This window comes from Pelomonas caseinilytica (assembly GCF_021353235.1).
Classification (GTDB): Bacteria; Pseudomonadota; Gammaproteobacteria; order Burkholderiales; family Burkholderiaceae_C; genus Pelomonas; species Pelomonas caseinilytica.
This window is the reverse complement of sequence record NZ_JAJTWT010000010.1, coordinates 104,446-118,426: the sequence shown is the minus strand read 5'-3', so window position 1 is coordinate 118,426 and position 13,981 is coordinate 104,446. Positions and strand designations below refer to the sequence as shown.

The 13,981-nt window shown below is 70.6% G+C and carries 8 protein-coding genes; all 8 read right to left on the bottom strand.

Translation table 11 applies throughout. The features are described 5' to 3' along the window. Positions 1–121 precede the first annotated feature (121 nt). Complete coding sequence (locus tag LXT12_RS21020) at positions 122–2,554, bottom strand: sialidase family protein (RefSeq protein ID WP_233394254.1); 2,433 nt, start codon at positions 2,552–2,554, stop codon at positions 122–124. A gap of 65 nt (positions 2,555–2,619) precedes the next feature. Beyond that, positions 2,620–2,742 carry a hypothetical protein gene (locus LXT12_RS26785; protein WP_255763724.1) on the bottom strand — a complete coding sequence of 41 codons (123 nt, stop codon included), beginning with the start codon at positions 2,740–2,742 and terminating at the stop codon, positions 2,620–2,622. Positions 2,743–3,110: 368 nt separating this feature from the next. After that, on the bottom strand, positions 3,111–5,027 hold the full coding sequence (locus LXT12_RS21015) for a glycoside hydrolase family 97 protein (RefSeq protein ID WP_233394253.1): 1,917 nt from the start codon (positions 5,025–5,027) through the stop codon (positions 3,111–3,113). Next, positions 5,024–6,682 (bottom strand): alpha-L-fucosidase, encoded by a 1,659-nt coding sequence (locus tag LXT12_RS21010; RefSeq protein ID WP_233394252.1) that lies wholly within the window; start codon positions 6,680–6,682, stop codon positions 5,024–5,026. The genes LXT12_RS21015 and LXT12_RS21010 overlap by 4 nt, the downstream gene beginning before the upstream one ends. A gap of 83 nt (positions 6,683–6,765) precedes the next feature. Continuing rightward, positions 6,766–8,406, bottom strand: a complete 1,641-nt coding sequence (locus tag LXT12_RS26965) for a glycoside hydrolase family 5 protein (protein ID WP_304622780.1) — start codon at positions 8,404–8,406, stop codon at positions 6,766–6,768. A gap of 99 nt (positions 8,407–8,505) precedes the next feature. Then, positions 8,506–10,971, bottom strand: a complete 2,466-nt coding sequence (locus LXT12_RS21000; RefSeq protein ID WP_233394315.1) for a glycoside hydrolase family 95 protein — start codon at positions 10,969–10,971, stop codon at positions 8,506–8,508. A 2-nt stretch (positions 10,972–10,973) separates the two neighbouring features. Beyond that, positions 10,974–12,272 carry a GDSL-type esterase/lipase family protein gene (locus LXT12_RS20995; RefSeq protein WP_233394251.1) on the bottom strand — a complete coding sequence of 433 codons (1,299 nt, stop codon included), beginning with the start codon at positions 12,270–12,272 and terminating at the stop codon, positions 10,974–10,976. 17 nt (positions 12,273–12,289) lie between these two features. Then, the gene (locus LXT12_RS20990) at positions 12,290–13,948 is read right to left on the bottom strand and encodes a DUF5597 domain-containing protein (RefSeq protein ID WP_233394250.1); all 1,659 of its coding nucleotides are present in this window, start codon (positions 13,946–13,948) and stop codon (positions 12,290–12,292) included. Positions 13,949–13,981: the final 33 nt, after the last annotated feature.

The window sequence follows — 13,981 nt, the reverse complement described above, 5'->3', positions numbered from 1 at the left end:
GCCGGCCCGCGCTGGCGATGTGCTTGCGGCTCGATGCCGCAAGCATCGCCGCCCCCTCGGGGGGCGGACCAGACACGCGCCGCGTTCAGCGCGCGGGGTTGGGCCGGGGGCTTGTTTCACTTCAGTTGCTGTAGAGCAGGCCGCGGCCGGTGCCGCTGACGTAGATGCGCCCGTAGGTGTTCTGGTCGGCCGCCATCACGCCGATGCCGCCGAACTGGTGGGCGTCGTCGTTGAAGCGCGTCCAGGTCGTGCCGGCGTCGTCCGAACGGTAGACGCCCCACACGCCGTTGACCACGCCCACCACGTAGACGGCCGCCGAGTAGCCGGCGCCCGCCGCCGCCTTGCCCAGCGCGATCAGGCTGGCGCCCGCGACGCCGTTGGCGGTGGCGAAGTTGCCCACCTTGGCCCAGCTCGCGCCCGAATCGGTCGAGTGGTAGACGGCGTTGCCGTCGGCCACCCAGAGATCGCCCTCGGCATTGGGGTTGACGGCCATCGAGGTGGACCACCAGCCGTTGGGCGCCAGGTTCGCCGACACCGAGCCGGCGCTCAGCGAGAAGCTGTGGCCGCCGTCCGTGGAGACGTAGACCTTGCCGGGCAGGTTGCTCCACGAAGCGCCACCCGAGTCGTAGGCATAGACCTTGTTCGGGTTCTTGCGGTCCGCGGCCAGTCGGTAGCCACGGCCCCAGCCCTGGCCGACGACGGTCAGGGCGGGCAGGTTGGTGGCCGTCCAGCTCGCACCGTTGTTGGTGGTGTAGGAAGGCACCGAGTTGGCCGGCGCCCAGACCGCGTTGTTGCGCGACGTGACGACGATGCCGCCTTCGCCGCCGGTGTTCTCCTTGGCGCCGGCGGGCAGGGTCGCGAAGGTCGTCCAGGTCTTGCCGCCGTCGCCCGACGAGTAGCCGGTGGCGGCGCCGGTCGAATTGATGACGCCGGTGGCGGCGATGTAGAGCGGGTCGGCCCAGGCCATGTCGGCGGAGTTGCCGTTGCTCCAGCCCAGGCCGGGGCTCAGCGTGGGCGTCTTCGTGAGGTCGGTGTCAACCCAGGTGCCGACGTCGCCCGCGCTGTTGACGAACTTGTAGGTGGCGCCGGCCGGCGGCGTGACGAGGGCCAGGGTGGCCGTCTCCTCGATGCCTTCGACCGTCCCCTTCCAGGTCGGCGTGGCCGCCGAGGCGTTCTTCGTCTCGATGACGCCGCCGCCGTGCACGTGCAGGATGTGGTCGCGGTCGGACGGGTCGATCTCGACGTCGTCGACCCAGCCGGAGGCGGTTTCGCCGGGCGTCATGGCCTCGATCTCGCGCCAGGTCTTGCCCGCGTCGTCAGACAGCTGCACGATCTGCTGGCCGTTCCAGTTGCCCCAGGAGTTGGTCACGCCCAGCGCGATGCGCGTGGTGGCGCCGCTGCCCTGGACGGACACGCCGCCCAGGCCGAAGTTGGTGCCGCCGTTGGGGTCCTCGCTCTTGAGCAGCGTCCAGGTCGTGCCGTCGAACTTGTAGAGCCGGCCGGGGCCGCCCGCGCCGGGTCCGGTGTCCTTGGTGAAGACGACGTAGAACATGCCGTCGGCGGCGCGGACCATGTGGGGGATGTGGTAGCCCGAGACCGGGGTGGTGACCGGCTTCCACGTCGCGCCGCCGTCGGTCGTGCGGTACAGGCTGGAGGCCAGGCCGGCCGCGTTGACGTAGTCGGGATTGATGGCGGCGTAGACGGTCTGCGTGGCCGTGCCGCTTCCCTTGGTGCCGGTGTCGTAGACGACGACGCCGACGCCCATGCCGCTGCCGCCGGCGGCCTTGACCTGGTCTGCGGTCATGGTGACGGACGACAGCGACGTGACCTGGGACCAGGTCTGGCCGGAGTCCGTGCTCTTCCACAGGCCGGCCTGGCGCGAGCCGCAGAACAGCGTGGAGGGCTTGTTGGGGTCGACCACCAGGCGCTCGCCGATGGCGCGGCCGGGGTTGTTGCCGCCCAGGGCGAACGGCAGGTCGACGTGGGTCCAGTGGTCGCCGCGGTCGCTGGAGAGGTAGAGGCGCCCGTTGCCCTCGAAGGTGTACATGCCGGTGGCCATGTAGACGAGCTGGTCGTTGTTGGGGTCGACGGCCAGGCTTTCGATGCCGTGGAAGCGGCCCTCGGCGGCGCCGAAGCCCAGGCCGTCGGTGATGGGCGTCCAGGACGAGGTGGTCGGGTTCCAGCGGTAGGCGCCGCCGATGTCGGTGCGCGCGTACAGCAGGTTGGCGGTCGTCGGATGGAAGACCAGGCCGGTGACGTAGCCGCCGCCACCGAACTTCACGCTGGTCCAGGTGCTGGCCGCAGCCGTCGTGCCGCCGGTGGTGGTGCCGCCCCCCGTCGAGCCTCCCGTCGTCGTCCCGCCGCTGCCACCGGTCGTGCCGCCGGTGCTCCCCCCAGTGCTGCCACCCGTGGTGCCGCCGGTCGTGCCGCCGGTGCTGCCGGTCGTCGTGTCGCCGCCCGCGCTGCCACCCCCACCGCCGCCACCGCCGCAGCCCGCCACGAGGCTGGCGGCGAGGATGGAAAGGGCGAGGAGTCGTCTACTGCTTTTGCTCATGATGGGAACCGGGTTTGAATCTTGGGTGGCCGGGCGCGTCGCGCCCGTCTGGGACGGCCGTTCGTTCATCTCGGTGGGTTGGCTGGAAGCTGGCGCTCCAGCAGCTCCACGCCGCGGGGTTCCAGCCTCAGTGCGCCCTCCCAGCGCTGGCCGCCGAGCACGCCTTGCATCACACCGTCGATGGCCACGTCGACGGGGGCGTTGTTGGTATTGACGTAGAGGACCCTCGCAGCGGATGGCCGGCAGTACCAGCGTGGTGAGGCCGGCGCCCGGGGTCTGCTTCATGGACGGGGCGGCCAGGCCGGGCTGCAGCACCAGGCTGGCCGACGGCGCCTGTGTCGCGGCCTGCGCGGGCAGTAAGCGCACGCGCAAGGCGCGGTCGCTGAGCGGGGTGACCGTCACGCTGCCCTGCGGCGTGGACAGCACCCATTCCGCCACGGGCGACAGCGCGGCCGTTGCGGCGGTGCCGGCCAGAGGCGTGGAGGCGCCGGCGAGCACGGCCTGCAGCGCCTGGCGCCGGGACAGCGGCCGATACGGGACCTTGCTTCTCATGGGTTCAGGGCGCGGGCTCCAGGATGACGGCAGCGCCGCCGGCCGCGGAGAGCGGGAGGCTGAGCACGTCCTGGCGGGTCACGCGGCGCTCGCTGCGCTGCACCTGACGCACGCCTTCGCCGTCCTGCCAGACCGTCGCCTTCCAGCGGCCCGGGGGCAGGAAGCCGAGCGACACCTTCTCGGTGCGGGCTTCGTCGGAGGTCATCGCGCCGAGGTACCAGGTCTTGCCGCTGCGGCGGGCCAGCACGATGTCCTGGCCGGGCTCACCCTGGATGAATCGGGTCTCGTCCCAGGCGGTGGGCACGCGCTTGATGAAGTCGAAGCCGGCCTCGCCGCGGTAGTTGGAGGGATCGTCAGACACCATCTGCAGCGGGCTGTCGTAGACCACATACATGGCCAGGGCCTGGCCACGCGTCGTCTGCGTCAGCGGCATGACGGCGCGGATCTCGAAGGTCTGCGGCGTCGCGTTGCGGAAGCCCCCGGGCGTGTAGTCCATCGGCCCCGTCAGCATGCGCGTGTAGGGCAGCATCAGGTTGTGCCGCGGCGTGACCCGCCGGTCCATCTTGTTCCACTCGGCGCCGAGCACGCCTTCCTGGGTGATGAAGTTGGGGTAGGTGCGCTGCAGGCCGGCAGGGACGTAGGCGCCGTGGAAGTCCAGCAGCAGATGGCGCTTGGCCGTGGCCTCGGCGACCCGCTGGTAGAAGGCCACCATGTCCTGGTCGTCGCGATTCATGAAGTCGACCTTGATGCCCTTGATGCCCCAGCGGGCATAGGTGTCGAGCACCTCGTCGATGCGCGGAGCCAGGTGCTGCCAGTGCACCCACAGCAGCAGGCCCACGCCCTTGTCGGCCGCGTAGCGCACCAGGGCCGGCATGTCGATGCCGTCGGCGGCGCGGGCGATGTCGGTGCTCGGCAGGGCCTCGCAGCAGGGGCCGGCGCCATGGGACCAGCCGGCGTCGATGAGGTGGTAGCGGAAGCCCGACTCGGCCGCGAAGTCGATGAAGCGCTTGTAGGCGGCCAGGTCGGGCTTGACGCCTTCCAGCGGACCCGACCACCAGTCCCACGAGGTCTTGCCGGGCTGGACCCAGCTGAAGTCGCCGAACTTGTCGTGATCGGGCGCCGGGTTGAGGTTGCCCACCAGCTGCGAGGCGATCAGGTCGCCGGCACGGTCGGCCATCATGACGGCGCGCCAGGCGGTCGTCAGCCCGCCCGTCGAGACGAAGGCCGGGCCAGGGCGCCCGGGCTCGGCGGAGAGCTGCAGCCTCAGGGCCTCGCCCTCGCGGCGGAAGGAGGCGCCGGTATAGCCCTGCAGGTGGGCCTGGGTGATGGCGTAGTGGGTGCGGCCCGAGGGGGTGGCGCAGACCACCGGCACGTCGAAGGCGGCATCGGCCTTGAGCTGCGAAATGCGCTGGCGCTCGAACTGGGCCTCGTGGCCGCCGTCCACCGGCGTGACGAGGCAGGCGGGGTCGCCGGCCGGCACGAAGGTCGTGCGCTCGCTGCGCAGCTTGACCGGGTCAGTGCTTGCCATGCGGTAGCGGAAGGCGACGCCATCGTCATAGGCGCGGGCGTCGATGAAAAGGCGCCGGCCGCTGCCGGCCTCGCGGAAGGCCAGCGTCGTGCCGACGTAGTGGTCGCGCGCGCTGGCCGCTTTGGTGGCGACGAGGGGGACGACCTGGTCCACCTTGCTGTCCTGGCGCGACTCCAGCTTCAGCAGGCCGAAGGCGGGCTGGCCGTCCAGTTCCAGGCCGAGGGGCGAGGGGGCGATGACGGTCTCGCCGCCCCGGCTGATGCCGAAGCTGCTGGCATCGTCGGCGATGCGCAGCGCGATGCGCCCGTCGGGCGAGGTGACGACGAGGTCGGCGGCCTGGGCGCCGGCGGCAGCCAGCGCCAGGGCTGCGGCGATGAGGGACGGGGTCTTCATGCCACGCCCGCGCCGCTGATCTTGACGGTCACGGCCGGCGCGCCGGCCAGGCCCTCGGGCAGCTTGACCTCCAGCCCGCGGCGGGTGCGCTTGAAGGGCAGGGCGTCGCTCGAGCCCACGGCCTCGACGCGGTCGATGCTGCCGGGGGCCACGTTCGAATCTTCGGCCAGTGTCTGGATGCGCAGCAGGCCGTCCTTGGGCCAGCCCATGGCGATGGCGTAGAGGGCGCCGCCCTTGCGGGTGAAGCGGATGTCCTCGGCCGTCAGCGGCTGGGAGTTGCCTTCGCTGAACATGCCGCCGGCGACGCGGGTCGGGCCTTCGCCGTAGACCCGCCACGGCCGGGTGCCATGGATGGCCTCGCCGTTGCGCGCCATCCAGGCGCCGATGTCCTCGACGATCTTGCGCTCGTCGGCGTCGATGCTGCCGTCGCCGCGCACCGGCACCGACAGCAGCAGGTTGCCGTTCTTGGAGACGATGTCGCAGAGGCGGTGGATGACGGTGCTGGCCGGCTTGTAGCCGTGGTTGTTGAAGATGCCGCGGTTGTAGTGCCAGTCGCCCAGGCAGGTGTCGGTCTGCCAGGGCAGGGGCTCGATGCCTTCGCGGAAGCCCCGCTCCACGTCCTCGACGATGCCGGGCCGGCGCTCGGCGGGCAGTTGCTTGGCGTTGACCACCGCCTCCAGCCGGCCGCCATGCCAGGCCATGCTGGCGTTGTAGTAGTGGGCGGTGATGTCCAGCCCCGCCTGGCCCAGCGGCAGGCCGGAGTTGTCGAAGTAGACGAGGTCGGGGCGGTAGCTGTCGATGAGGTCGCGGCAGCGCAGGAACCACTGGCGGGTGAAGGCCGGGTTCTGCAGGGGCGGCTTCTCGTCCCAGTAGCGGGTGTTCTCGTCGTGCCAGGCATTGGCGGCGCGGGCGGTGCGGAAGCCCTCGGGCATGACGATGTTGCGGCCGGTGTAGAGGTCCTGCGGGTCCAGGCCTTCCCACCACTTGCCCTTGCCGTCGGCCTTGGTCAGGCGGAAGGCGTCGTAGCGCTGGCCGGCGCGCGGGCCCTCGGCGTCGTAGCCGTAGGCGGTCTGGAACCAGTGCCAGGCGTGGGCCGAGTGGTTGCTGACGCCGAAGCGCAGGCCGCGGGCGCGCGCGGCCTTGGCCCAGATGCCGATCAGGTCGCGCTTGGGACCGATGCGCACGCTGTTCCAGGCGTGGTACTTGGAGTCGTAGTTGTCGAAGTTGTCGTGGTGGTTGGCGAGCGCGACGAAGTACTTGGCGCCGGCCTTGGCATACAGGTCGAGCAGGGCTTCCGGGTCCCAGTTCTCGGCCTTCCAGCGGTTGTTCATCTCCATGAAGCCGACGTCGGCCGGGTGGCCGTAGGTCTTCAGGTGGTGCTCGTACTGCCAGTTGCCCTGGATGTACATGTGGCGGGCATACCAGTCACCCATCTCGGGCACGCACTGGGCGCTCCAGTGGGCCCAGATGCCGAACTTGGCGTCGCGGAACCACTCGGGCGTGCGGTAGCCGTCGACGAGGGAGTCCCAGTTGGGCTGGAAGGGCGCCGCCGCGGCGTGGGCGGCGGTCGGCAGCCCGGTGGCACCGGCCGAGGCCGCCGCAGCGCTGAGGAAGGAGCGACGGGTCCAGGGGATGGGGTTGGATTTGACTGGCATGGGAATTCCTGGAAGAGGGAAGGCGCGGGAGGCCGTAAGCACTCCCGCGCCGCGCGGCGGGCGGGCCCGGGGCCCGCGGCAGGTCACTTCGCGCTGTTGACGAGGGAATTGATCATGTCGGGCAGCTTCACCGCGCCGGTGGTCCGGTCGATCATCTCGCCGGTGTCCCACCACATCGGCACCAGGCCGTGCTGCACGCTGGAGTGGGTGACGTACTCGGCCCAGGCCTTGCGGTAGGGCGCCATGCCGGGATAGGCCGGCTTCAGGTAGGCGCCGTACTCGCCGAGGATGACGGGCACGCCCTTGTCGATGAAGCGCGTCTTCATCTTCTGGAACTGCGCGTCGACATAGGGTTCGTCGGCCCAGGTCTCGGTCGGGTTGGTCGCGGTGGCGCCCCACTGCCACATCGTGCCGTCGCCGTTGATGGTGAAGTTGTACGGGTCGTAGTAGTGCACCTCGAAGAACAGGCGGTTGGCCACCGTGTCGGTCGGCAGGACCGCGTAGTCGTAGGCGGTGTCGATGTTGGTGAAATAGCCCTGGACGACGAGGTGGCGCTTGGCGTTGTTGCCGCCGGTGGCGCGCACGGCGTTCACGAAGACCTGGTGGTAGCCGTTCTGCACGTCCAGCCATTCCTTCTGCGGCGGCACGCCCCAGGGCGCGTTCTCCTTGCCGACTTCGTTGAGGCCGGCGAAGAGCAGGTAGTCGTCGAAGTCGCGGAAGTTGGTGGCGATCTGCGTCCACAGCTTGGCCAGGCGGGCGTTGTTGGCAGCCTGGTTGGCGTAGAGCACGTTGTCCAGCCAGCCGCCTTCATGGTGCAGGTTGAGCACGACGTACAGGCCGGCGTTGCGGGCGTACTTGACGACCTGGGTGACGCGCGCCATCCACACCGGATCGATGTTGTCGTTGGCGTCGACATGGGTCGTCCAGGTGACGGGCAGGCGGATGCTCTTGAAGCCGGCGTTCTTGATGCCGGTCATCAGCGCCTGGTTGATCAGGGGGTTGCCCCAGGAGGTCTCGGTCGGCGTCGCGTCGAGGGTGTTGCCGACGTTCCAGCCGGGCACCATCTCCTTGGACATCTGCAGGCTGGTGATGTTGCGCATCGGGCCGGCGATGCCGATGGCGAAGGACTGCAGGCTCTTGGCACCGCAGGCATTGGTGTAGGTGGCGGTGGCCGTGCAGGCGGCGGTCGGGCGGATGGTCTGCTCGCGCGCACCGCCGGCCGTGCCGCAGCCGTTCCAGGTCCACATGCCGCCGGTGGCCGGCTGCGGGCCGAGCACGGCCGATTCACCGGCCGGGACGGAGGCCGAGGCGGTCTGCGTCCAGGTGCCGCTGACGTTGATGTAGGGCGTCACGGCCGTCGGCGCGCAGCTGCTGCCGCGCGAGGCCGTGGCCGCGCTGGAGTTGTAGCTGCCGGCGGCGGTCGAGAACTTGACCCAGTACCAGTAGGGCGTGCCGGTGGCGGCGGTGGCGTCGGCATAGCTGGTGGCCTTGGCCGAAAGGCTGGCGATGCGGCTGCGGCCGGTGGGGGTTGCGCTGGTGTTGCGATAGACCTCCAGCCCGTTGATGGCGCCGCTGGCGGTCCAGTTCAGCTGGACCTGGTCGGCCGCGCCGTTGGCCACCAGGCAGACGGTGGCACCGCCGCCGCTGCCGCAGCTCTGGGCCTGGGCGGCCGTGCCGGCGCTGGCTCCCAGGGCCAGCAGCAATGTCGATAAGAGCAGTCTCATGGTTCTACCTTTCTGGTGAAGGTGCCCGGCCGGTTGTCTCCTCCGGTCCTGGGCGTTGTGGAGAAATGGGTTCAGGGCTTGGGCTCGGCGTCGTCCGGTTCAATCGCCACCCGCGAAGGCGGCCGGATCGGCGCGACCCTGGCCGCGCGCGTCGAGCTGCACGTCGACGCGCCGGCCGAGGTGGCGCAGGGCGACGCGCTGCCCGGCACGGCCGCGCAGCCGCACCCGCGCGAGGCGACCGTCGGCCCAGTCGATGTCGACCTCGACGCCGCCATGGGCGCGCACGCCGTGCAGCCGGCCTCGCGGCCAGGCCCGGGGCAGGGCGGCCAGCAGGTGGATCTCGCCGCCCCAGGACTGCACGACCATCTCCAGGATGGCCGCGGCGCCGCCGAAGTTGCCGTCGATCTGGAAGGGTGGGTGGGCGTCGAACATGTTGGGGTAGGTGCGCGCCGGCCCGAGCAGCCCTTGCAGGATCTTGTAGGCCCGCTCGCCGTCGCCCAGGCGGGTCCACAGCGCCAGCCGCCAGGCCGTCGCCCAGCCGGTGCTTTCATCGCCGCGGCGGTTCAGCGTCACGCGCGCGGCCTCGGCCAGCTCCGGCGTGTCGCGCACGTTGATCTGCCCGCTCGGGTAGACCGCGTAGAGGTGGGAGACGTGGCGATGCTGCTGCTCGGGCGCGCCGGCATCCCAGTCCTCCAGCCACTCCTGCAGCTGGCCCTGGGCGCCGACGCGGTCGGCCGGCAGGCGCTCGCGGGTCTTGCGCAAGCGCTCGGAGAAGGCCGTATCGGAATCGCCCACCGCGGCCTGCACCTGCCGCGTGGCATCGAACAGGTCGCGCAGGATCTGTCGGTCCATGGCCGGGCCGGCGCACAGCGCGATGTCCGGGTGGTGGGAGTTCTCCGGCGAGATGGACGGCGAGGTGACGAGGCCGCGGCCCTTGGGATCCTCGATCAGCGTGTCGAGGAAGAACTGCGAGGCGCCCTTGAACAGCGGCAGCAACCGGCGCAGCAGCGCGGGGCTGGGGTCGTAGAGGTAGTACTGCCACAGGGTCGTGCACAGCCAGGCGCCGCCAGTGGGCCACATGCCCCACAGCGGGCCGTCGATGGGGGCGGTGGACCGCCAGAGGTCGGTGTTGTGGTGGGCCACCCATCCGCCTGCGCCGTAGCTGTCGCGCGCCGTGCGGGCGCCGGTCACGGCCAGGTCCTCCACCATCTTCAGCAATGGCTCGACGCACTCGCCGAGATTCGCCGGCCCGGCGGGCCAGTAGTTCATCTCGGTGTTGATGTTGATGGTGTACTTGCCCTCCCAGGGCGGGTGCAGCACCTCGTTCCACACGCCCTGCAGGTTGGCCGGCTGGCTGCCCGGCCGCGAGGACGACAGCAACAGGTAGCGCGCGTACTGCACATAGGTCGCGGCGAGGGCGGCGTCGGGTTGCTGGCGGGCGATGCCGGCGATGCGGGCCGCCGTGGGCCGGGCATTGGCCTCGTGGCCGCCCAGGTCGATCTGCAGCCGCCGGAACAGCGCGCGGTGCGCCTTGAGGTGGGCGTCCTGCAGGCTGGCGAAGGGCTTGCGCGCCGCCGCCGCGGTGCGCTGGCGTACGGCGGCCACGGGGTCGCCGCTGACGTCCTGGTAGTTGACGTAGCTGGTCTCGCCGGCCACGACCAGGGTCAGCCGGCGCGCGCCGCGCACGCGCAGCCGGTCGCCATCGGCCTCGATGTGGCCGTCGCCCACGGCCTGCACGCGCAGCGCATAGCGCAACTGGCCCGGAATCCCGAAGGCCTGCACGTTGCGGCCCTCGACCAGCAGCGCGTCGCGGCCATCGGCGCGGACCGACAGCGCCGCGGGGCGCTTCTCGGTGAACAGCGGCTCGCGGTGGTCCCACGGCGCACCGACGAAGACGACGCCGTGGGCGTCGTATTTCGTGTCGCCGAAGCCGCCGTAGGGCTGGTAGTCAGGGTGGCGATAGCCGAGGTCGAGGTCGATGCGGCCTTCGCCTTCGGCGGTGAGCCGGATGACCGTGACCTGGTCGGGCACGCTGCAGAAGACCTCGCGCGTGTGCCGCGCCCGGCCGCTGAAGAAACTGGTGACGGCGACGGCGCGGTCCAGGTCCAGGCTGCGGCTGTAGCGCTGCGGCTCCTCCAGGCCGGGAAAGTCCAGCAGCAGGTCGCCCGCGCCGCTGAAGGGCATCTGCTTGATGGGCCGGCCCATCAGCGAATCCGAGACGAGGTCGTTGGCCTCCTTCCAGCGCTGCTGGTCGATGAGGGCGCGCACCTGCGGCAGGGCCTCTCGGAACTTCGGGTTGTCCTGGACGTAGGGGCCGCCGCCGTACAGCGTGTCGATGTTGAACTGCAGCCGCTCCTGGGCCGGGCGGCCGAAGACCATGGCGCCCAGCCGCCCGCTGCCGACCGGCAGCGCCTCGATCCACGGACCGGCGGGTTGGTCGTACCAGAGCGTCGTGGCGCTGTCGTCCACGTGGGCGGCCCCGGCCTGCACCCAGCGGGGCAGGGCGGCCAGCGAGGAGGCGATGGTGGCGGCGATGAAGCCGCGGCGCGAGGTGTCGAGCGGCATGGTCACGGCGCCTTGTTCAACAGTCGCTGCAGCGTCGGCGCCATGGCGCGCTGCCAGATGTCGTAGCCGTGCTCGTTGGGGTGGAGCAGGTCGGGCATGACCTCGCGACTCAGCGTGCCGTCGGGCTGCAACAGCGCCGGGCCGATGTCCAGGAAGTGCACGTTGCGGCCGTCGGCATAGCCCTCGATGATCTTGTTGACGCGCCGGTTGATGCCGCGCAGGAAGTCGTCGGGCTTCTCGCCGCGGGGGAAGACGGCCAGCAGCAGCACCTGGGACCGGGGCAGGCGTTGGCGGATCTCGTCGAGCAGGCGCTTGATGCCGGCGGCGGTGGTCTCGGGGTTCTCGGCGCGGTGGCCGGTGTTGTTGGTGCCAATCATCAGCACGACGGCCTTGGGCGCGATGCCGTCGATCTCGCCGTGCTGCAGTCGCCACAAGGCGTTCTCGGTGCGGTCTCCGCCAAAGCCCAGGGCCAGCCCATGCAGGGGCGCGAAATGGCGGTCCCAGACGGCGCGGCCACCCTTCTCCCAGCCCTGGGTGATGGAGTCGCCGATGAAGACGATCTCGGGCGGCGTGCCGGCTTCCAGCAGCTGGCGCTTCTCCTGCAGCTTCTGTTCGTGGCGGGGCTTCCACCAATCGATGGCCCACGATTCGTTGAGCATGGCCGGCGTGACCGACTCCGTGCGGTAGTCGGGGCAGGCCAGGCCCGGCCGGGCGTCGCGGACAATGCGCACGTTGGCGACGCTGACCTGGCCGCTGCCGGTGCCTTCGAGGGCGAAGGGCAGGGTGACGGCGGAGAAGTCCGCCCCTTCGCGAACGAAGCAGCTCATGGACAGGGCCAGGTGCTGCCAACCCTTGCCGGCCGAGGCCCGGGCGGGGGTGATGAGGTTGACGGCGCGAGCGCAGCCGCTGCCGCAACCGACCTTGACGCTCAGGCCGCCCTTGTCCAGCTCCGCGACGTGCAGGTCGAACTCCAGCGCGCCGCCGGCGAAGGGCCGCAGGTCCAGCGGGCTGCGGCTTTCGACGCGCAGCATGGACTGCCACAGGTCGCGCCACTCGAAGGTCAGCGCGTCGCGGCTGCCGGCCGTGACGTGGGCGCTGGCGCCCGCGTGGCTGGCTCTGGCGTAGTCGGCCTTGGGAGCCGGCGCGACGACGCCGTCGCCCTTCAGTTCGGCCTGGGCCTCCCAGTGGCCGACGGTGACTTTCCAGGCTTCGGTGGGCGCGGGGAGGATGACGAGGTCCTGGGCCTGTACCAGGCCGCAGGCGGCGAGCAGGGCGGATGCGAAAAGGGAGCGGTACTGCATGGGAATGGTGGGATGAATCAGCGGTAACGGCCCAGCTTGACCTTGATGACGCGCGGGTTGGCGGTGAAGTTCAGGCCCCAGTCGACCTGGTCGCCGTTCCAGCGGCGCTCCATGACCCAGCGGCCGTCGGCGTCATAACGACCTTCCTCGACGTGGTCGATGAGGGCCTTGCCGCTGGCTTCGGCATCGTCGATGCGCACGCGGGCGAGCTGGCCGACGAGGACGAACTCGTCGTCGCCCACCTGGGCGATGGCGACGCCGCCGGAGGGCGTGTCGGCGTGGGCGGGCTTTTCCTTCTGGTTGCCCGGCCACTCGCGCTCGCCGAACTGCCACTGGCCGAACGTGACGTGGGCCTTCCAGCCCTTCATCGCGACGAACTGGTCGGCATGGTCGTCGGGCTCGGCGACGCCCCAGGTGCGGCCTTCGAAGGCCCATTGGGCCCACTGCCGCTGCATCGGGCGGAAGGCGGCATAGACCTTGGCGAAGGGTTCGACGGTGGCCTTGTCGTTGGTCTTGGCGCCCAGCGGGTAGTTGGCGTAGTCGAAATAGTCCACGCCGAAGGGCGAGACGCCGATCGCGCCCTCGCCCAGGATGAGGTAGAGGTAGCGCGCATAAGCCGAGGCATTGCCCAGCTCGGGCACCCACAGCGCGTTGTCGGCGCGCTTGAACAGCTTCAGGTGGGCGGCGACCTTGGTGGATTCGACGTGGTAGACGTCGGGGCCGACGATGTCGACGTGGGGCGCCGCGGCCTTGTAGATGTCGATGACGTCATAGGTGGGGCCGCCGGCCGCGAAGTCCTTCTTCCAGGGCTTGGGCGGCTGCTCCAGCGGGTCGCGCAGCGCGTTGTTGACGTACATCGGCAGGTCGTGCACCGCGCGGCCGGCCTTGGCGATTTCCTCGATGTAGCGGGCGATGGCCCAGGCGTGGAAGTACTCGTCGGCGTAGTCACCATAGACCTCGCGCCAGCTGCCCGTGGCCTTGGCCACCGGCTTCTTGTGCGCCAGCACCGCGGCGGGCACCGGCTGCTCGAAGGCCCGCTGGGCGGTAGCGCCGAAATCGCGCGCCAGGCCGAAGGTGCCGACCTCGTTCTCGACCTGCACCATCAGCACCGTGCGCTGGGCGTCGTCGACCTTCTTCAGGTGGGCCATCAGCGCGGTGAAGGCGCGCCGGTCGGCCTTGAGCGTCTCCTCGCCGAAGGGCGAGAGGCAGTAGCTGTCCTTGCCGGCCTCATCGACCATGCGGGGAAAGCGCCGGTTGTCGAACTTGACCCAGGCCGGCGTGTACTGCGGGCTGGTGTTCTTCCAGGTGCCGAACCACAGCAGCACGACGTGCAGCTGGCGCTCGCGCGCCTGCGCGAGCAGGGTATCGACGAAGGAGAAGTCGAAGCGGCCCTCGACCGGCTCGATCTGCTCCCAGGCGATGGGCACCTCGACGGTGTTGGCGTGGATGTCGGCGATGGCGGGCCAGACCTTGTCGAGCGCCTTGGGGTAGTTGCTGGAGTTGTGGACCTGGGCGCCGAGGATGGTGAAGGGGCGGCCGTCGACGAGCAGGGCATGGCGACCGCCCTCCTGCACGAGCCGCGGAGGTTGCGCGGGCGCGGCGAAGGCGGTGCCCAGCGGGCACAGGAGGGCGGCGGCGATCGCCTGGCGGAGGAAACGGGTCAGGGGCTTGGGCATGTGGGGCAGGGAAGCGCGGCGGCGGCCAGCGAA

Excerpts from the sequence above, each read along its gene's own strand:
- LXT12_RS21000 (WP_233394315.1), bottom strand. The coding sequence starts at position 10,971 with ATGCCGCTCGACACCTCGCGCCGCGGCTTCATCGCCGCCACCATCGCC.
- LXT12_RS21015 (WP_233394253.1), bottom strand. The coding sequence starts at position 5,027 with ATGAAGACCCCGTCCCTCATCGCCGCAGCCCTGGCGCTGGCTGCCGCC.
- LXT12_RS26965 (WP_304622780.1), bottom strand. The coding sequence starts at position 8,406 with ATGAGACTGCTCTTATCGACATTGCTGCTGGCCCTGGGAGCCAGCGCC.
- LXT12_RS21020 (WP_233394254.1), bottom strand. The coding sequence starts at position 2,554 with ATGAGCAAAAGCAGTAGACGACTCCTCGCCCTTTCCATCCTCGCCGCC.
- LXT12_RS21010 (WP_233394252.1), bottom strand. The coding sequence starts at position 6,682 with ATGCCAGTCAAATCCAACCCCATCCCCTGGACCCGTCGCTCCTTCCTC.
- LXT12_RS20995 (WP_233394251.1), bottom strand. The coding sequence starts at position 12,272 with ATGCAGTACCGCTCCCTTTTCGCATCCGCCCTGCTCGCCGCCTGCGGC.
- LXT12_RS20990 (WP_233394250.1), bottom strand. The coding sequence starts at position 13,948 with ATGCCCAAGCCCCTGACCCGTTTCCTCCGCCAGGCGATCGCCGCCGCC.